The organism is Aquimarina sp. EL_43 (assembly GCF_943422735.1).
Taxonomy (GTDB): domain Bacteria; phylum Bacteroidota; class Bacteroidia; order Flavobacteriales; family Flavobacteriaceae; genus Aquimarina; species Aquimarina megaterium.
Genome location: NZ_CALSBR010000001.1, coordinates 2,328,892 through 2,349,047, shown reverse-complemented (window position 1 = coordinate 2,349,047; position 20,156 = coordinate 2,328,892). Strand labels below are relative to the sequence as shown.

Annotated in this window: 18 protein-coding genes; 6 read left to right on the top strand and 12 right to left on the bottom strand. The window is 32.0% G+C overall.

All coding sequences use genetic code 11. The annotated features are described in order from the left end of the window. The first annotated feature begins 51 nt into the window (after positions 1–51). Genes NNL09_RS10190 through ric form a run of 3 tightly spaced genes read left to right on the top strand, consistent with a single transcriptional unit; the run spans position 52 to position 3,544 of the window. Entirely contained in the window at positions 52–486 is a 435-nt protein-coding gene (locus NNL09_RS10190) for an Rrf2 family transcriptional regulator (protein WP_025666801.1), read from the top strand. 58 nt (positions 487–544) lie between these two features. Beyond that, complete coding sequence (locus NNL09_RS10185) at positions 545–2,791, top strand: nitric-oxide reductase large subunit (RefSeq protein WP_196911718.1); 2,247 nt, start codon at positions 545–547, stop codon at positions 2,789–2,791. A 3-nt stretch (positions 2,792–2,794) separates the two neighbouring features. Beyond that, positions 2,795–3,544, top strand: coding sequence for an iron-sulfur cluster repair di-iron protein (ric, locus tag NNL09_RS10180; protein WP_196911717.1), 750 nt, complete (start codon positions 2,795–2,797; stop codon positions 3,542–3,544). A gap of 65 nt (positions 3,545–3,609) precedes the next feature. Here ric and NNL09_RS10175 read toward each other — a convergent pair whose 3' ends face one another. The 6 genes from NNL09_RS10175 to NNL09_RS10150 all read right to left on the bottom strand — a co-directional run bounded on the left by NNL09_RS10175 (position 3,610) and on the right by NNL09_RS10150 (position 10,694). After that, complete coding sequence (locus NNL09_RS10175) at positions 3,610–4,233, bottom strand: thioredoxin family protein (RefSeq protein ID WP_231389275.1); 624 nt, start codon at positions 4,231–4,233, stop codon at positions 3,610–3,612. 6 nt (positions 4,234–4,239) lie between these two features. After that, positions 4,240–5,832, bottom strand: a complete 1,593-nt coding sequence (gene nadB, locus NNL09_RS10170) for an L-aspartate oxidase (protein WP_196911716.1) — start codon at positions 5,830–5,832, stop codon at positions 4,240–4,242. A 7-nt stretch (positions 5,833–5,839) separates the two neighbouring features. Next, complete coding sequence (nadA, locus tag NNL09_RS10165; RefSeq protein ID WP_196911715.1) at positions 5,840–6,784, bottom strand: quinolinate synthase NadA; 945 nt, start codon at positions 6,782–6,784, stop codon at positions 5,840–5,842. Positions 6,785–7,046: 262 nt separating this feature from the next. Further along, complete coding sequence (locus tag NNL09_RS10160) at positions 7,047–7,895, bottom strand: hypothetical protein (RefSeq protein WP_196911714.1); 849 nt, start codon at positions 7,893–7,895, stop codon at positions 7,047–7,049. A 26-nt stretch (positions 7,896–7,921) separates the two neighbouring features. After that, positions 7,922–9,988, bottom strand: coding sequence for a TonB-dependent receptor (locus NNL09_RS10155; protein WP_196911713.1), 2,067 nt, complete (start codon positions 9,986–9,988; stop codon positions 7,922–7,924). Positions 9,989–10,319: 331 nt separating this feature from the next. Continuing rightward, entirely contained in the window at positions 10,320–10,694 is a 375-nt protein-coding gene (locus NNL09_RS10150) for a hypothetical protein (RefSeq protein ID WP_051476105.1), read from the bottom strand. Positions 10,695–10,796: 102 nt separating this feature from the next. Here NNL09_RS10150 and NNL09_RS10145 point away from each other — a divergent pair, with 102 nt between their 5' ends. Beyond that, a complete protein-coding gene (locus NNL09_RS10145) occupies positions 10,797–11,246 on the top strand; it encodes an Rrf2 family transcriptional regulator (RefSeq protein ID WP_025666792.1) in 450 nt (149 codons plus the stop codon). A gap of 20 nt (positions 11,247–11,266) precedes the next feature. Here the strand turns inward: NNL09_RS10145 and NNL09_RS10140 are convergent, their stop codons facing one another. The 5 genes from NNL09_RS10140 to NNL09_RS10120 form a co-directional block, all read right to left on the bottom strand. Next, positions 11,267–13,054, bottom strand: a complete 1,788-nt coding sequence (locus NNL09_RS10140; RefSeq protein ID WP_196911712.1) for a hypothetical protein — start codon at positions 13,052–13,054, stop codon at positions 11,267–11,269. Positions 13,055–13,191: 137 nt separating this feature from the next. Further along, positions 13,192–15,072: an anaerobic ribonucleoside-triphosphate reductase gene (gene nrdD / locus NNL09_RS10135; RefSeq protein ID WP_196911711.1), complete on the bottom strand. Its 1,881-nt coding sequence runs from the start codon at positions 15,070–15,072 to the stop codon at positions 13,192–13,194. 7 nt (positions 15,073–15,079) lie between these two features. Then, the gene (gene nrdG, locus NNL09_RS10130; protein WP_035096480.1) at positions 15,080–15,529 is read right to left on the bottom strand and encodes an anaerobic ribonucleoside-triphosphate reductase activating protein; all 450 of its coding nucleotides are present in this window, start codon (positions 15,527–15,529) and stop codon (positions 15,080–15,082) included. 110 nt (positions 15,530–15,639) lie between these two features. Then, positions 15,640–16,407: a LytTR family DNA-binding domain-containing protein gene (locus NNL09_RS10125; protein ID WP_025666788.1), complete on the bottom strand. Its 768-nt coding sequence runs from the start codon at positions 16,405–16,407 to the stop codon at positions 15,640–15,642. Positions 16,408–16,409: 2 nt separating this feature from the next. Then, positions 16,410–17,156, bottom strand: a complete 747-nt coding sequence (locus tag NNL09_RS10120) for a sensor histidine kinase (protein WP_196911710.1) — start codon at positions 17,154–17,156, stop codon at positions 16,410–16,412. Positions 17,157–17,603: 447 nt separating this feature from the next. On the opposite strand from NNL09_RS10120, the gene NNL09_RS10115 reads away from it, so the two are divergent. Further along, a complete protein-coding gene (locus NNL09_RS10115; RefSeq protein ID WP_025666786.1) occupies positions 17,604–18,053 on the top strand; it encodes a hypothetical protein in 450 nt (149 codons plus the stop codon). Between the two features lie 47 nt (positions 18,054–18,100). Here the strand turns inward: NNL09_RS10115 and NNL09_RS10110 are convergent, their stop codons facing one another. Continuing rightward, positions 18,101–19,201, bottom strand: a complete 1,101-nt coding sequence (locus NNL09_RS10110) for a DUF2911 domain-containing protein (protein WP_196911709.1) — start codon at positions 19,199–19,201, stop codon at positions 18,101–18,103. Between the two features lie 263 nt (positions 19,202–19,464). Here NNL09_RS10110 and NNL09_RS10105 point away from each other — a divergent pair, with 263 nt between their 5' ends. After that, the gene (locus NNL09_RS10105; RefSeq protein ID WP_196911708.1) at positions 19,465–20,151 is read left to right on the top strand and encodes a hypothetical protein; all 687 of its coding nucleotides are present in this window, start codon (positions 19,465–19,467) and stop codon (positions 20,149–20,151) included. The last annotated feature ends 5 nt before the right edge of the window (positions 20,152–20,156 follow it).

Here is a 20,156-nt window from a genome sequence, read left to right as displayed (position 1 = left end):
ATCCTAATTAAATAATTGCTAATTTTGCAGTGTAATCAATTTTTGAATAGAATGTTTTCGAAAGCCTGCGAATACGGAATTAAAGCTGCTATTTTTATTGCCTTAAAATCTTATCAAGGAGAGCGAGTAAGTCTCAAAGATATTGCAGCCAAAATTAATTCTCCAGAAGCATTTACTGCAAAGATTCTTCAAAAACTAGCTAAAAACAATATAGTTAATTCTGTAAAAGGTGCCGCTGGCGGTTTCGAAATAGAAAAACATAAAATAGCATCTATACAACTTGCAGAAATTGTTGATGCCATAGATGGGGATAGTATTTATATTGGCTGTGGTCTGGGTCTTAATAAATGCTCAGAAGATCATCCATGCCCTGTTCATCATAAATTCGCTGCAGTAAGAGAAGAATTAAAGAAAATGTTGGAATCTACCAATCTCGAAGAATTAGCTCTTGGGATCAAATCTGGAGCTTCATATTTAAGAACCTAAAAAAATTTATTATTAAATAGGATAAAATTGTCCGAATTAAAATTTTAACTACTATCTCATGAAAAAAGAAAAAAAATTATGGCTGGGACTTGCAGCAGTATTACTAATCTCCTTTAGCGTATTAGGGTATTACGGTTACGAGATTTATCAAAAAGCACCTCCAATACCCGACAAAATTATTTCGCCCAGTGGCGATATTATTTTCACTAATTCTCAGATTAAAGATGGGCAAAACATTTGGCAAAGTATTGGTGGGCAGGAAATAGGATCAGTTTGGGGACATGGTGCTTATGTCGCTCCAGATTGGACCGCAGACTGGCTTCATCGAGAGGCACTATTTATCTTAGATATTTACGCACAAAGAGATTTTAATACAAACTATAAGCTCATAAATGCAGAGCAACAAGCTGCTTTAAAGGTACGATTACAAAAAGACCTACGAGCTAATACGTACAATGAAACAAATAAATCGATCACTATTTCAGAAGAAAGGATCAGGGCAATACAGCATTTAAGTAATTACTATAAAGGTTTGTTTACCGATGATTCCAAATTTGATCAATTACGATCAGACTATGCTATCCCAAAAAATACTATTAAAAGTGAAGAACGAATGCAAAAAATGAATGCATTTTTCTTTTGGGCAACCTGGGCAACAGTTACACAAAGACCAGACGAGAATATTTCTTATACTCATAACTGGCCGGCAGAAGAATTAGTAGGTAATGTGCCTACCAAAAGTCTATTTACCTGGTCGGGAGTGAGTATTGTTCTTTTGATCATGTCTATCGGAATAATGGTATTTTATCATGTGAAATCGGGAGAAGATGAACATATTCCTGCTCCTGTAGAAGATCCTCTATTAAGACAAGGAATAACTCCTTCTATGTGCCTGGTAAAAAAATATTTTTGGGTAGTAAGCCTTCTTATGGTTGTGCAAATGTTGTTAGGTATTGTTACTGCACATTATGGCGTAGAAGGAGATGGTTTTTATGGCATTCCTTTGGATCAGATTCTCCCCTATTCGGTTACTCGTAGCTGGCATACTCAATTAGCTATCTTTTGGATAGCTACAGCGTGGTTAGCAACAGGATTGTATATTGCTCCCTCAATATCTGGTAAAGATCCAAAATTTCAGGTATTTGGTGTTAATTTTCTATTTATTGCTCTTTTAATTATTGTAGCAGGTTCGATGTTTGGGCAATGGCTTGGGGTAATGCAAAAACTAAATCTCGTAGAAAACTTTTGGTTTGGTCATCAGGGGTATGAATATGTTGATCTGGGTCGGTTTTGGCAAATTTTTCTACTTATAGGGTTATTTTTATGGTTAGCCTTAATGGCCAGACCACTATTGCCTGTATTGAAGAAAAAAACCGAAGAAAAAAATCTCATTATCATGTTTTTGATATCCTGTATTGCTATAGCTATGTTCTATGGAGCAGGACTTATGTGGGGTAGACAAACCAATCTGGCAATAGCCGAATATTGGAGATGGTGGGTTGTACATCTATGGGTAGAAGGCTTTTTTGAGGTTTTTGCTACTGTGGTTATCGCCTTTTTATTTGTACGATTAGGACTTCTAAAAACAAAAACTGCAATACACAATGTATTGTTTGCTACTATAATATTTTTATCTGGTGGAATTTTAGGAACTTTTCATCATATTTATTTTTCAGGAACACCTACTGCTGTAATGGCTTTGGGTGCTACATTTAGTGCACTAGAAATCGTACCCCTTACGCTTATTGGTTACGAAGCATATCACAATTACAAATTGTCTAAAGCAACACGTTGGCTTAAAGATTATAAGTGGCCCATATATTTTATGGTTGCTGTAGCCTTTTGGAATTTTCTCGGGGCAGGTATTTTTGGTTTTATCATCAACCCACCGATTGCATTATATTATGTACAGGGATTAAATACTACACCTCTTCATAGTCATACTGCTTTATATGGAGTATACGGAACCTTAGGAATCGGGTTAATGTTATTTGTTCTAAGAAGCCTTTATAGAGATATACGCTGGAATGAAAAATTATTAAAAATCTCCTTTTGGTCTTTAAATATTGGATTATTAGCTATGGCACTATTAAGCTTATTACCTATGGGTGTATGGCAAGCACTTGAAAGTATAGAACATGGAATGTGGTATGCTCGCTCTGCCGAATTTATGCAACATCCAGGAATGATCATCCTAAAATGGTTACGATCTATAGGAGATATCATTTTTGCAATTGGTATGGTAACCATTTGTTGGTTTGTATTTGATTTAACATTAAAAAATAAAACAATCTTAAATAAATAAATTATGGATAAACTAATAAAAACTAAGGTAGGGCAATTCGTTGCAAAAGATTATCGAACTGCTGCTGTTTTTTCAAAATATGGAATTGATTTTTGCTGTAGAGGAGACAGAACATTAGAAGAGGTTTGCAACAAAAACAAGATTGAAGTTGAATCTCTTCTGGAGAACTTAAATGATGTTTTAACTCAAAAAGATGATATTGTTATTGATTATCAATCCTGGCCGCTTGATCTATTAGCAGATTATATAGAAAAGAAACATCACCGTTATGTAGAGGAAAAGATCCCAATACTACGTCAGTATTTAGAAAAACTCTGCAAAGTACATGGAAGGCGTCATCCAGAATTGTTAGAAATTCATACTTTATTTAGTGAAGCTTCTGGTGAACTTGCACAACATATGAAAAAAGAAGAAATCATACTATTTCCTTTTGTTAGAAAAATGGTGAAAAACCTAGAACAAAATCATAACGTGCAACCTCCACATTTTGGAACTGTAGAAAACCCTATCTCGATGATGATGCAGGAACACGATAACGAAGGAGTACGATTTCGTAAAATTTCTGGGTTATCGAATAATTATACCACTCCCGAAGATGCTTGCAATACATATAATGTTACTTTTTCAATGTTAGAGGAATTTGAAAAGGACTTACATTTACATATCCATCTAGAAAATAATATTTTATTTCCAAAAGCAATAGAAATGGAAAAGAGGATTGTAGAAGGGTCAAAGTCTTCTATTGAAGATTAATATCATTTAAAAAACTTCCGAAAAAACGTTTTTTCGGAAGTTTTTTATAAATAATCAAGAGCTATTTAATCAAAATCTTTTTCTAACGTAAGTAAATCTTCAACTATATTCACAAGATCATCAATAATAGCTTCTCCTTTATTTTTATTATACCAAACTTGTAGAGATTTTTTAAAAGTGTCATCTATTTTTCCATTTTCCTTTTTGTAAGCCAGAACCATATTAGTAGCTACTTGTGATCTTGGGCCCCATGTATTTAAAACATTACCGCTATTATCTACTATCACTAGTCTAGGTATAGAGCGTGTTCCGTTTGTCAAAAAAAGATCCATAAACTCAGGATTATCATCCCGTAATAAAATTTTCAAATCAATTGCAGGTGAAGCTTCTGCTATTTTATTTAAGACAGGAATGGTTTGTGCTCCATCTGCACACCAACTTTCTATAAGAACAAGCCAGGTTTGTTTTTCTTTCATATCTCGAAAAACTTGTTTGGATGGCTCTGGTATGACAAGAGTCTTATCAAGCCTTCGCATTCTACTTGCATTTAATTTGGTAAAGTCTATACGTTGTTGAGTTTGTTCTGTTCCCGTTGTAGCTTCTTCTATAACAAGGCGATTTACCAATTCAACATATGTTATATAAGAAATTCCTTTGGCTATACTTTCTTTAATTATTTCATTTATCATATCATACTATATTAGGGGATTCTGTATTTCTGTAATTTCTGGAAAAGCACTATTATCTATATTAAAATACCCTCCTTTATTTTCTTTTCTTTCTAAAGATTGTCCAATAATTAAGTGCGCAATATTAATCATGTTTCGTAATTCACATAATGCCGTATTTATCTTCGAATCTTTATATAATTCTTCTACTTCTCTATACATTAAATCCAAATGTTCTTTAGCTTTTATCAAACGATGATTACTACGTACAATACCTACATAATCTCTCATTAAAGCTTGTAGTTGCCTGGTATTATGTTTTATAATGATATGTTCTTTATTAACATGGGTTCCCTGATCATTCCAATCAGGAATAGCTAGTGAATCAGATTGTATAGGATTAGAACAAAGGTATTGGTAGCTGTTATGCGCATACACTAAAGCTTCTAGCAAAGAGTTTGAAGCTAATCTATTGGCTCCATGCAAACCTGTTCTCGAACATTCTCCGCAGGCAAATAAATTTTGAATAGAGGTCATACCATTTTTATCAACTTCAATACCACCACATAAATAATGAGATGCCGGAACCACTGGAATCCAATCTTTTTCTATGTTAATATGATTGGCTATGCATTTTTTATAAATCGTAGGAAAATGTTTTTTAAAATCCTCTATCTCAAGATGAGTACAGTCTAAATACACATAGGAATCTCCGGATTTTTTAAGTTCATTATCAATACTTTTCGAAACAATATCTCGAGAAGCAAGTTCTCCTCTTTCATCATAATCTAACATAAATCTATGTCCATTCTTATTTCTCAGATATGCACCAAAACCTCTTACTGCTTCAGAAATTAGGAAAGATTGCCCATCTTTCTTCTCGTATAATGCCGTTGGATGAAACTGAACAAATTCCATATCTTTAATTCTTGCCTTTGCTCTGTATGCCATCGCAATGCCATCACCTGTTGCTATAACCGGATTAGTAGTATGACCATATATTTTGCCAATGCCTCCTGTTGCTAATAATGTTACTGTAGCTTTTATCGTTTTTATTTCTCCTGTTTTTTGATTCAAAACATAAGCTCCATAGCAAGAAATATTTTCGTGATCTTGTATTTGTAATTGGTGTTCTGTGATCAGATCGATCGCAAAATGATGACTCAATATGTTAACATTTGGCAATTGATGAATACGAGCTAGTAATGCTGTTTCTATTTCGCGACCTGTAATATCTTTATGGTGAACAATACGATATTCAGAATGTCCTCCTTCTTTACCAAGGTCTAAATTCCCATTATAATCTAAATCAAAATTAGCACCCCATTGTATTAGATCGTTAAGTCTTTTGGGACCTTCTTTAACGACCATTTTAACTACTTCAGGATTGCATAAACCATCACCGGCAATCAAAGTATCTTGTATATGTTTTTGAAAAGAGTCTTCTTCGGTATCTAATACAACAGCTACACCTCCCTGGGCATATTTTGTATTAGATTCGTCATCATCTGCCTTTGTGACTATACAAACTTTTTTATCTTTAAATTTTTCTGCTATTTTAACTGCAAAAGTTAATCCAGCTGCACCTGATCCAATTACTAAATAATCTACCGATATCATTATTCTTTTATTTGGAAAGTTCTAACATTCGAACAATTGGAGTTAATGCTTTTTGCCTTATATGCTCTGCTACATTTATTTCGGGAGTTTCATTAAGTAGGCAATCATACAATTTCTGAAGTGTATTTACCTTCATATAACTACACTCACTACAAGCACAAGTATTATCTTCTTCGGTCGGAGCCGGAATCAAGATTGTATCTGGTACTTCCTTTTTCATTTCATGTAAAATACCTGCCTCTGTAGCTACTATAAATTTCTCTTTTGGATGTTCTTTTACATAGTTTATCATTCCGGCAGTAGAACCTATATACTTTGCAGTTTTCAAAATATGCTCTTCAGATTCTGGATGTGCTATAATTACCGACCCTGGATGGTCTTGATATAAATCCAATAGTTTATCAATACAGAATGCTTCGTGTACTATACAACTACCATCCCAAAGCAACATATCTCTGCCGGTTTGTTGTATGATGTATTTACCCAGGTTCTTATCCGGAGCAAAAATAATAGGGACATCCTTTGGTACCGATTCTACAATTTTAAGGGCATTAGAAGAGGTACAAACCAAATCGCTCATTGCTTTAATTTCTGCCGAACAATTGATATAGGTAATCACAGTATGATCAGGATGTGATGCTACAAAAGAACCAAATGCATCTGGGGGGCACGAATCTGCCAAAGAGCATCCGGCTGTTAAATCCGGCAAAACTACTTTTTTTGTTGGGTTAAGAATTTTTGCAGTTTCTGCCATAAAGTGCACACCTGCAAAAACAATAATATCTGCATCAATTTCTGCTGCTTTTTGAGATAATCCCAAACTATCTCCAACATAATCAGCAACTTCCTGTATTTCTGGTCGTTGATAATAATGTGCAAGGATTACAGCATTTTTATCTTTCTTTACTTTACTTATTTTTTCTTTTAACTCCACTTTTACTATAGTATCCATTACACTGCGAAAAATAGAGGTCTTTATATCTGAATACTATGATAAAAATCATAATTAAAGATAAAAAAGTCTTTTTTTATAAAATTTAGTACTCTAAGCGCTTAGCATTTATCTTTTCATATAAAAAAGGCCACTCTTTCGAATGGCCTGTCATCTGTTCTTTTTTATTGTTTTTTAATTGTCATATGGAATTCACCATTGAACATCCCGGCTGGTATTCACTCTATTGTTATGGCTCATTTCATAAAAAGAAAAAAGAACGTTAAAATTCAATTTCAAAAAATAAACTGCTTTCAAGATTATCTGTGGTGACATCCTCTCCTTTCAGCACTTCTTGAGATTCGTTTAATAGTTTTAAGTTAATTTTCCAATATCCTGTCATGGTTAAAGATAGTTTTCCTTTGTACATTTTTGATGCAGCATCATAACTCAAATTCTCATTGTTTGGTGAGCTGTGATTTCCCATACTTGGCATACGAGGATCTATTGTGATTTTATAGTTTTCTACTACAGGAAAAGTCATCATATTTTCCATTTTAAAAAGCATAGCAGTAAAATCATTTACTGCTACTTTTGGTTCTGTTGGTGCAGTCATAGTCAAAACATAACGAGCGCCATCACTTCCCATAAATGTGCTTATTTTTTGTTTACCATCTGCAGGAGATATTACATCTATAGTTTTTTTGGCTGTAAATTCCTCTCTATTAATTGTATAGGCAATGGTAATATCCCAATATTCATTTGCGTTTCCGGGCATTTGAAAAACCATGAACCCTTTAGAAACAGTCTTATCTTCGGTTACAGTCAAAGTAGATTTTGGGCAAGAATGTTCCATTTGTGTCATATGCATCATAGGCATCCAAGAAATTTCGGATTGAGAGACATAGCTTTTTGTTGCTATATCTTTAATACGTATGTATACCTCATTATATCCAATGCTAAAATCGTTCTTTTTAGAATACAGTTCTATAGAATGATTGTTAGCATCAAAAGAGGTTACCAGGTTAAATCCCTCCATAGGATTTACTATAATTTCATCATCATCAGAGCTACATGAGACAAAAATGGTCGAAAGTATAATTGCTGTAAAAATTAATTTTATGATTTTCATTTGTTTATTTTTAATGGTATGTTTTTTTAATTGATTTTATATGAAAATGTGATAAAGAAATTACGTCCCATTCGGGGAACATTTTTCCAATCTGTATAGGTTGAATAATATTTATCAAAAATATTTTCTACTCCGGCTTTGGCATATACTAAATCATTAGCCAGATAAAAGGTCTTACCAAGGGTTAGAGAAAAAACGACATAATCTAATGTTTTATCTTCGCCAAATTCTGGAGAAAAATTCACTTGTTTTCCAGCTCCTTTCATTGTAATTGATCCAGAAAAACTATTCTTACTATATCGAATTCCTGATTGATAGGACACTGGGCTTATAAAAGGTAAATTGCGATCGGTATCATCTTTTCCCTGATGATAGGATACTGAACCTGACCAAGTAAGTTCTGGCAGGATTTTATATTCTGTGTTTAAAGACACATTAATCAAATCAGCATACTCCAAATTTTCATATATTTTCACTCCATCTGCACCAATAGTCATTGTACTTAGCGATGTATTTACCTCGCCAATAATGTAATTAGGCATTCGAAAAATATTTCCTTCCAGAGCAATGTTTAATTTGGCTTTCTCTAAAGAGATTTTGGCATTAGCTTCAATAGCTTGTTCATTTTTTAAGTTAGGATCACCTATATAATCATGATTATCGAAACTATTAAAAAGATAAAACCCATATCCTTCTGATACTGATGGTGCCCGTTCTCCATAGGATAATCCTGCATTGATATGAATAGGATCTAAATGTTTATGGTACTGAACAGAAACACTTTTAAGAGCCCTTGTTTTAGATTCTTTCATCTCTGGATAAAAAATTCTAAGGCTATTAAGTCCAAAATCATCAGCCACATTATTGTTTTGTACAGCTAATCTCGCAGATAGTTTTAAAGAACTTTTTTTTAAACTAATTTTATCTTCAGCATATAATCCCGTATTCCAGGTTCGTACATCTGGCCAGGTAAGCATGAACATTGAATTCTCATTGGGGTTATTGGGGTACATTGTCATTTCTGCAATAGAGGTATTGTAAAACCCATCCCATTTCATCAAAAAGTGTTGTTTTTTGGTTTTCAAATTCACTTCAGAGAAAAATCCATATGTATCACTCCATCCCGGCATATCCATTCGAATAGGCACATCTGGTCTTTTAGAATCATCCATCACATGAGTAACTTTATTAAAGTACACTTTAGACTTCCAATCACTAAATACCCCAATAGTAGTTTGCTCAAAACCTACGGATGCGATCAGTGCACGTGCCAAAGAAACATCCATAGGTAGTGCAGGATAACCTACATCTCGTGCTTCATCATAAATTGTAGTTGCCGTAATCGCCTTATTTTTATCAATTTTATATCCTGCATTAACAGAAATATTATACTTTGTGTATTGAGAAAAATTGATTTCTTCTCCATTTCCCGCAGTATAGTTTTCTGCTTTGCGATAAATAATATCTCCATCTACATAAAAATCAGAATCTGAATAATTAGCTTCTGCTCCTAAAACCACCAATTGATTATTAGTTTCAAAACCATCTTCTAAACTTGCTTTGAATCCTGTTTCTCTAAAATTACTTTTATCCAACTCTAAATCTATTGCGCCTCCTATACAGTTTCCGTATTCTGACCCTTGTTGTCCCGAGGCGACATGAGCTTTAGAAAGATTAGACACATCTACATAAGAGGTAATAGGATCCATTTTATCTGTACACGCACCAAAAATTCGCATCCCATCTATAGTAACAGAAAGCCTTTCTGATGTCATATTATTAAGTGCAGGCTCCCAAGCATAGGCTCCTCTTTTTATCATACCAACCTTTTGTGAAAGCTCTAAATATTCGTCTAAAGATGATAATGGTTTAGGTTGTTTTTGATAATCCAGTTCTCTTTTGGCAGATATCAAAATTACTTCCTCCAAATCGATGGGCATAATGGTATCTGGTTCTTTATTTAGGATTTCTTCCTGGGCATTAATCCAACAGGGGGTAATTTGAAAAATCAGGATATACCATAGCATATTTACCCTTTTAAACGGTGCCCTCAAAATCCTATACAAAAAGGTCACACCAATATTGGTTTTCATCTGTTTATTTTTATTTTTTTAGCAGTCAGATGGAACCTTTGACAATTAAAATAATCATTGACTTGTAGAGCTTAAAGATTTTTTTAATCGTGTCGGTTTCATTAGAATATATTTTAGAAATAATTCAACATATAAATAAGTTTGTGTACACGTGGTTGAGGTATACTATACCTTTATAACCTATACACTCATAGAACTCATGTAAGCTTTTACTTTTTGCTGCAAATTTTTCTTATTCACCTTAATTTTTATTTTTTTTCATAACCTAGCTATAGCTATGTTCATCAAAAAAGCTTCATTATGCAAAAAGTCCAAATGTGTTCATATTTAATTACCCAAACTCTGGTGGTGGAGAGATATCTGTAATAAGTAATTTGGAAATTATTTCTTGTGTAGTTTTATAATTGTTCTCAACTGTGTTTTCTGGTTCATTTTTTAAATCGAAATCAAGTAATAGTTGAAAAAAAACAATATGTTGGATCTCATTCTTAGATTTTTTGTCTTTGAATGGGTTATTTTCTGAATTGGATTCTTTGGCTAATTGTTTTTTTAGGTAACATTTACCATCACATTTTAATCTGGGTCTATCTTTATTTATACAGAGGTTTTTTACGATATAATCATAATTCATGATATACTCTCCGACTGGCCAAAGAGGCTTAACGAGCATAAGGAGAGCAACGAATAAGATTACCGTACTTTTCATGTGGCAAATATAGCCCTTATTACAGCTAGAAAAATATGATAAAAGTCACAAAAAAGACAAAACGATCTTTTTTATTATATTTGATCTAAAAAAAGAGCTATTATGCTATCTAATGCTTGTAAATACGCTATAAGAGCAATACTTTATCTAGCCATACATTCTGATGAAACGACTAAAATAGGGGTGAAAAAAATTGCTGAAGAATTAGAAACTCCTCAACCTTTTTTGGCCAAATTATTAAGACAATTAACTTCTAATAAACTAGTTTCTTCTACTAAAGGTCCTGGAGGCGGTTTTTTTCTGGATAAAAACAATAAAGAGAAATCGATTTGGGATGTTATCTGTTGCATTGATGGTACTCATAAATTTGACAAGTGTTTTCTGGGACTATCAAAATGCAGTGATAAAAACCCTTGTCCTGTGCATTCTACAGTATCACCTTTTAAGAAAAAAATATTAAATGAATTTAGGGATAAAACGATTTCTAAACTTGTTGAAGAAATTGAAGTAGAAGGAACTGTAATTTCTTTAAAAGGGTTTGACCTGAAATAACAGTTTTATTTGAATTTTATTTACAAATCATCAATTTCTGAGTTTATTTCATTTAAAGTCACTTTGCTATTATCTAAATCATTTAAAATTTGAGACTTAGAACTTTCAAAGGCTATTTTTATACTGCCAAAAATGTTTTCATAATAAGAAACTCCTTCTTTTAGATTTTTAACAAATACTGACAAGTATTTTTTCTGCTTATTATTTATAGAATGCCTTGTTTCTTCAAGCTTATCTTTTAAATAATCGATATAAATGTTCAGTTCTTTTATGAACATGTTAGGTCGATCTGCTCGCACAACCTCATCAGATTCTCCATAAATGTGACTTGTTATTTCTTTTAAACTCATAATTTTAGAGAAATAGGCCATATTGGGCCCAGGGCATATCGAAACTCCTTCTCCCTCAACTTTGGTATCTAAGTTATATTTCAGTAATGCAGAAGTTCCCAAACCAACACAAGTACATGATTTTTGTATAATTTGATCAAATTCCCTTTGGTAATCTTCTCGAGAAAGTTCCTTTTTATCCAGTTCTTTGATTTTTATATGTTGATATTGACGTGATGCCGTACATATTCCTTTTTCGGTAAATTCTTTGTTTAGTGCTACATATTTTTTAGGACAAGAACTCCCAGGCCTATTCTTTTCTACTAAAGAAAGCTTTTCCTGATCTTTTGTATTTCCTTTAAGACTATTAAATGGTATTCCTAAAGGAGAGATATCGCTTAAATATAAATCATCTTCTTTAGCTTTTACCAATTTGTCTAATGTATTATTATCGACAGTTGTTGCCTCTGGTACTAAAAGAAACGGAGTTCCCCATCCTACAGAATCTACCTTATAATGCTCTAATAAAAACTGGTGTTCTTCTGCTGTACCTACTCCACCCTGGGCAGTGATTTTAACTGGCAAAGGAGATTGAGGAACATGTCGGTTTTTACGAGACAATACCTCAGCTATAATTTTATGAATTTCAGAAATTAATTCTTCTTTTTGATCTCTAAACTGAGCTAATATTGGTCCCAAAAGATATCCATCTGTTGCAAATGCATGTCCTCCGCAATTAAGCCCAGATTCGATTCTATATTCTGAAACCCACAATCCTTTTTTTGCCAAAAATTTCCCTTGTATCAGCGCTGACCTATAATCACTTACTTTTAAAACTATTTTCTTTTTTATTTCTCCGTTCTCGTTTGGATAAAAATCTTCAAACTCTTCCATATAACTATACAATCTGGGGTTCATTCCTGCAGAAAGTATTACTGATGAAGATAAATCACTATTGGCATATCCTCTAAGTGCTGCATGAGCATCATTGTACTTAGAAGATAATTTCTCTTTTTTTTGATAGTTCTCTTTATCAACTTTGGTCATGATATTTACATCAATACTACCCATTGATAAATTTGTTTCTATTAAATCTTTGATCCCATTAAAATCATGGGATGTAAGATTCTTAAATCGTTGTTTTAATGCTGAAGTATCGGGTAAAATATTGAAATATTGTCTTAATTCATTACTACATTCTGTTGTAATATTTTTAAGTTGATTAAACTTTCTTTCTGCAAGATCATTCATCAAATTAAGATAAGAAGTAATTCTCTTAGCTCTAAAATCTTCTATACTTTCTGTGATTTCATTGTATGGAATTTCGAACGTATCACAATACATCTTTCTTAGTTTTTCTAAAAGAATATCATCGACCAATGAAATAACAGAATCTATTCCCAGGTGAGAAACTTTTAGTGGAGTATCAATAGTAAAGCCTATTCCCATTACAGGAATGTGAAATGAATGTAGTTTCATTATAACGAATTAAGTTTTGTATTGGTTACTTCATATGTCTTGGAATCATAGCATCACGCTACCAATAATAGTATTAAACCTATACATATGTATCTGTCAAAAATCACGAATGGAATCAGAACTAAATATGACAATTATCATGTTTTAATAACTTCTAAGTTTTGAGCATGACCACCAATTTCATATTCTGGCTGGTTTTCTGTTAAAATCTCAATTCTTTTATTTACCAAATCGGGTTTTGCACGTTGCATATGATAATGCCTTAATTGATGTTCGTTCTGCCTGCCCGAACTAAAGTTTGATACCCGTTTTAAGTATCCTATTACTCTTGTAGCATGATCTACATTATGAGAATTGCATTCATTGCATATAAACAATGTGCGCTTGTCTATATGTGAACATTCATTACATATTGTAATTCTTATATTAAAACAGAAATAGTTACATCCTGCGGCAGCTGTTGCATGAATTAGTTTTATAAATCCGTCTTTGTTAGGAGTTTCTTCAAGGTTAAGATGAAGTGCAGAACCGCCATCCAGATATTGTATAATCTCTTTACCGTGTAACATTATTTTATCCAGAGAATTTACTTTATTATCTTCGACTGCATAGAAATATGAGTTATAACAATCTCTGGGTACAAATAATCCATCTTCTTTATCCCATTTTGCATTTTTTATCCCCAGATTTTCAGCAGGAACAAACTCTGTGTTAAACATATATCCATATTTTTCCTTTGCTGCTCTATTTTCTTGATAAATTGCTTTTAGATAGCTATTCACAAAATTCTTATACAAATAGTTATTGCTTGCTTCGATTCCCTGGCTCTCGGCGGCCTCTACCATACCATTAATCCCTACTGTTAAAAATTGTTTATCTAATGCTATAAAACCTGCTTGATAAACAGGCAGTAATCCTGCTTCATTATATTCGTCTATAAGTTTTCTGTAGGCAACCTGATATTTATGAATTTTTTGAACTTCTTCAACAATATTAGCTTTTTTTTGAATCAACCGATTCATATTAAGAGTGATTACATTTATAGACCCTGTCGCTACTCCACCAGCACCTAAAGAATAACTAAAAGTATTATCACTAATTTCATTTCGTAGACGACAACAGGATGCTAAGCTATCTGCATTTTCGGATTGGTAGATAAAAAACGAATTTCCTTCACTTAATTCCTGTGCACACATTTCGGTAAATTCTCTATCGACAGGAACGTTATTTTTTACAAGCATTGCTGCAGTAACCACGGGAAAAGTAAGTACGGCTCTTTTTCGTTCTTTATTAAACCATTTCATGAAGAATTCTTGTAGTTTTTTTACGCTTTCCCATTTTGGTTTGGTCATATCGGGAAATACAAAATCGCCAAACATGCTATTAAAATAGGCTTCATCATATAGAGAAATATTCCAAAACACAGATTGGTATCCTCTTGCAGCGGCGGGTTGATTAATCGCATAGACCACATGTTGTAAATGATTTGCAATACGTTTTTCGTGGGTTTGTAAATAATCTTCTCCAAGATCTTTAACTGCAAAATGATCAAAATACATCAAAAACTCTACAGTAGCCAATGCCCCGGCAAACTGAGAACTTACTGCGAAGACAAGATTAACAAACTCACCACAATAACTCTCCAGATGTTTTGGAGCTTTGCTTTCGCCTCCTAATTTTGTGAGTCCGTCTAATAAGAATGGATACATACTTATAGAAACACAATATGGTTTTAATGAAGTCTCATCGTGCACATAAATTTCATGGGATTCTATCTGTCTAGAATATTCTTCGGCTAGATCATCGCTAAACAGAGCAGCTATTTTTTGTTTTACCAGGGCTCTATTTACTTGTATATTGATATCTTTATTTAACTCTGCCTCCATGGTTGCAATGTTTTTTGAAGTTACATTGGCATTAGCATCTACTTTGGAACCATCTGCAGCATTTGTAGAATCCAAATAATGGTTTATGAAATCAATTTTATTTGCTATTTGATCATCTGAAAGTCGTATCATGAGTTTTTTAATTTTTAATAAATAAGTAATTAAGTCGTTTATTGGTTTTTACTTCTATAAATTCTTGATTAGTGGTTTCACTATCTAATCCTCCCAGAGACTGGTTCCACCTTCCGATTTTAATCCAGGTTAATTGATCTAAAATCTTATCATCTACTTCTTCTAACCCTGTATAAAGACAGGTTCTATACCCTTTGGCTTTGGCATATTTCAGATAATTTATCAATTCCTTTTTGTGCCATTCTCCCCCCATAAAAACAACACAGGTCGCAAATCCAGAATATCGGTCGAGTATACCTTCATATTTTTTTTTAGTTAATTTTTCTCCACTCCCCTTTTTCCATAAAAAAGGAGAATGACATCCTTTACATCTTAACGGACATCCGGAAATACTAAAACATATGCTTATTTCTCCTGGCACTTCTTGAAGCACAATATGAAAATCATAAAAATTCATAATTACAGCATTAAAAGACCTTTTTATCTTTTATAAAAATAAGAATAGAAATTCCTCTTTTTAAATTAATAGAAATGAGTTATTAAAAATGTTATTAACAAGAAGAAAATTTATGTTTCTAATGAAGATAAATAATCAGAAATCGAAGGTTTGTATGACCTTGAAGAGATAAGTTCCTCATTGTTTTTTAGCTTTAACAGATACTCATTATTGCTGGTATACTTACAAGATTTTATATAGATTTTATTGACAATTAGAGAACGATGAATCCTTAAAAACTGAAATGTATCTAAGCTATCAAATAAAGCATTCATTGTTATTCTGTGCAGATACCTTTTGTCTTGCATAATAATTTGCACGTAATTACCATCACTTTTAAAATAGATGATATCATCTATCCTAATAACTACATCTCTACCTTTTTCATGGATTATAATCTCATTTAAGAAATCAGAAGATTTAGACTCATAATTACTGATCAGTTTTTTTATTTTGTCTTCTAGGTTTGATGCTTTTTTTCTTTTTTTAAGTTCAAAAACCCGATCTAAAGTAACATGCAATCGTTCTTCATCAAAAGGTTTTAAAAGATAATCAACGGCATTTATCTCGAAAGCCTTTAATGCATAAGTATCATATGCTGTAGTAAATATCACATAAGGTTTATGTTGTAATCGAGAAATAACATTAAAACCATTCATATCTGGCATTTGTATATCTAAAAAGATTAAATCGGGTTCTTTTAAAGTAATTTTTTCTATTGCCTCATTTCCATTTCTACACTCTCCAACCAATGTAATATCTTCAAAATTTTCTAACAACTTAATTAAACGCTGTCTGGCTAAATATTCATCATCTATAATCATGTATCGTAATCTCATAACTATGTAATAATTGGTATTGTGATTCTTGCGACATATAATTCTTTAGTTTGAAAATATGACGTAAACACAAAACGATTTTGATAAAACTGCTGTAATCTTTTTCTAATATTCACTAAGCCAACCCCTGTACCTAATGGTTTCTCTATAGTACTTTTAGAATTATACGTATTTGTAATTTCTAAAATCAAAGCATTTTCCTGTAGCGTTTTACAATGTTCTTGCTTAATTGTAATGACTATTTCTCCATCATCAATCGTTGGCATTATCCCGTATTTCACAGCATTTTCTACTAAAGGCTGAAAAATCATATTCGGAATTTTCACATCCAAAGTATCATCAGAAATATCATAATCTATGGTTACTCTGTCTTGATAACGAACTTGTTCTAAATCCAAATAATTTTTAATGAAATTTAATTCATCGGCCACCATTACCATTTGTTCTGCATCATATTCTAATACATTACGTAATAAACCACCCAGCTTGCTTAGCATTTTCTGTGCATTTTTGGTATCAATATCTATCATTGCAGCAATAGAATGTAAAGTGTTAAACAAAAAATGTGGTTGCAATTGCATTCGTAATGCATTTAACTGTGCCGCAATTAATTCTTTTTGATTTCGTATATATTTTTTTTGATAATCCAACGCTAAAAAAGAAGCAATAATCACAAGCAATTCTATAAAACTTGAGAAACTTCCCACGACAAGTACAGTTACATTATTACGCCCAAAAAAAGATTTCATATAACCATTATTAAGGTAATTTATAAAATCATCTATTCGTGAGCTCAAAATTTGATGAAAAACAGCTAATACAATACAACCAGTTGTAAACATTAAAATCTTATATAGAACAGTTGTACTATTATCTTGTAGCATTTTTACCAGAGAATATACAAGCGGTGTCAAAACTACCCAAAGTAAATATGAAATACTTATTTTTAGAGAAATCAATATCCAACTAAATGGATAGTTAAATTGATTAACCAAATGATTTGTATAGGCTTTTAAAATAAAAAATATGCTAACAGCTAATGCTGTTAAAACTATCTTTTTTATAGATATAGGAAGATTTTTATAATTTAAAAAATGAAACGCCAAGATTAAAAACTATACATTTGTTATTAGAAATTCCTTTTAAAAGTAGTTATATATTATTATAAAAATTTGTTTAATAGAAATTACCGCTTTATGAAATTAAAAGTTTTCTTTTTTTTATGTTCTTTCTTAATACTATTTCATAGCTGCAAGAATGAAAAAAATGCTTCGGCAAATTCTAACTCAAAAGATATTAGTGAATTAACCTATATAGAAATTTACCATTTACTATACGACAACAATAATGGTGGTTTTGATGCACATGGTGATTTGTATGGTCAAGAAGCTATTTCTTTTTTAAAAATTGAAAAGGAAGCAAACAAATGTGGTGATGCTATTTATCTATTAAATACTACTGATCGAACTATTGATTTAGCTGTAAAAGCAACATTTAATTTTCCTGGTAATCCCACAAATGAAATGGTAAGAGCTTATACTATAAAGCCAGCAGATAAAATCTCGATTGGATATTCTAAATTATGCTATGCCAATAAAGAATATGATATCAAAAAAGATATTATTTCTGCCGGCTACACTAGATAACACTATCATCAACCAATCTCTAGCAAATTGGATTTTTTAGGATCTAATTATTTTCCTTGTAATTCTTTAATAAATTGATCATTACTATCCTTTACAAATTTTGGAGGATTTAATGTATTCGACTTTTTAAACATTTTAAGTGCTTCTTTGTTTTTACCTTTAGCTTTATATGCCTCACCCAAACTATTATATACATTTGCATCCTTAGGGTTTCGTTTTACATTTAATTCGAAATAAGATATAGCTTTATCCAATTGCTTATTTGTCATAAGTAAATATCCTAATCCATTTAATTGATTATTATTTGCCATGTCTGCAGCTTCATCCAAAAGGGGCATAGCTTCTTTTATTTTTCCTTGTTGAAACAGAATATTAGCTTTTAAACTTAAATTTTGAAACATTTTCTGCACTCCAATAGATTCATTTATCCACTGTAATGCCAATTCTGGTTCATGGTTTACTCTTGTAAGATATTGAGCTGCCTGGAACTTACCTTTCCACCCGAAACCAAATTGCCCTCTCAATTCGTCTTTTAGATTATCGGTAACCAATACTGGTGTATCTGCACTAACATTAAATGGGATTTGTTTATTTTCCCAACTTAGAGAAAATTCAGCTTGTTTAGTATCTAACTTAGTTGCACTATAATTTAGCACATCATGAAATGCATTGTCCCTCATTACTACATCTACTCGTAAAACATCTTCATCTGGAGTATACCAAAAGCTTCCCCAAGAGCTCGTATTTTTAGAAAAAATCACTGTAGCATTTTTCTCATCATTAATGATCATATGTAAACCATACGTTCCGGTTTTTAAATCTTTACCTTCTACTTTAACATCTGTACTAAAGGTAATAATCGTGTTCTCATCAGCTCCTGCTCTCCATGGGATTTCTCCTTTACCAGCAAAATTTATTTTTTGCAATCCAAAAGGTATTAGTTGTCCCCAAATTTTACCTGTTCTGTCTCCTCTTACTACTTTTACTTTTGGTGCTCCATACTCAATAGTAACTTTCGTTATACCAAAAGTTTGGCTAAACTCGGCTCTAGGACTTCGCTTAGGAGTGGTTACCACAGCCTGTGCATAACTGTAAGTTGTCAATAGTAAAACAGTGACAAACCATAGATTAATTTTTAATGTTTTCATGTTGATAGATTTATCGTTTAACATTTTAAATATGATTTTATAATTTATTTACTGATGTAAAATTATCACAGGAGTATGCCCTTAGAAAGAAGATTGTGACAGACCGTTAACTTTGTGATAATTTGCTTTATACAGCATAAAAAAATGATCCAAATTAACCAACCATCACATCATCAACCATTCATCACAAATCGGTTTTTTTAGAAATGTATCTTCAATAATTTTGTTGTGAAATAAGGTTCTCACATTCTTAAAAACTTAAAATGAAAGCATTTTTAATATATATAGTAGCACTTTTTGTAAATACAAGCTTTTTATCAGCACAGACCAAAGGGTTTAAAAGATATAAAGCATTTAATGATATTATATTCGAGTATACCGTGTTATTACCTGAAGGTTATGATAATAACAAAGCATATAATACCGCAGTAGCATTTGCTGCAGTTGATGCTAAAAATGATCAAACAATTTGGTCGGTAAACAACCTATGGAAGAATCATAAAAATTATGATTATATAATTATTATCCCCAAAGTTCCTATTGGCCAACTAGATTGGATAAGTCATCCAATTCATCATGGTTTCAACGATTTTCTAAAATTCGTAAAGAAAAGCTATAAAGTAAAACACCAAAAAATTCATTTTATAGGATATAAAGATGGGTGTATTCCTGCGCAAACATATATCACTGCCTTAGAGTATTCCCCTGCCTCTCTTACGTTATTATCAAGTAATTATTGGGAGCATTATAACAATAAAGAGTATACTCTATTGACACAACTAAAAATCCCTATACGATTGTTTTATACTAAAAAAGATAAAAATGCGTCACAAGTAAAACAAAACATAGTTAAAAAATTAAAGAGTTTGAATATAGATGTACAGTATAAGATAATTGACACCTATACTGAAGAGTTAGACAACTTGTTACTTAAAAAAACAGAGAATTAAAACCA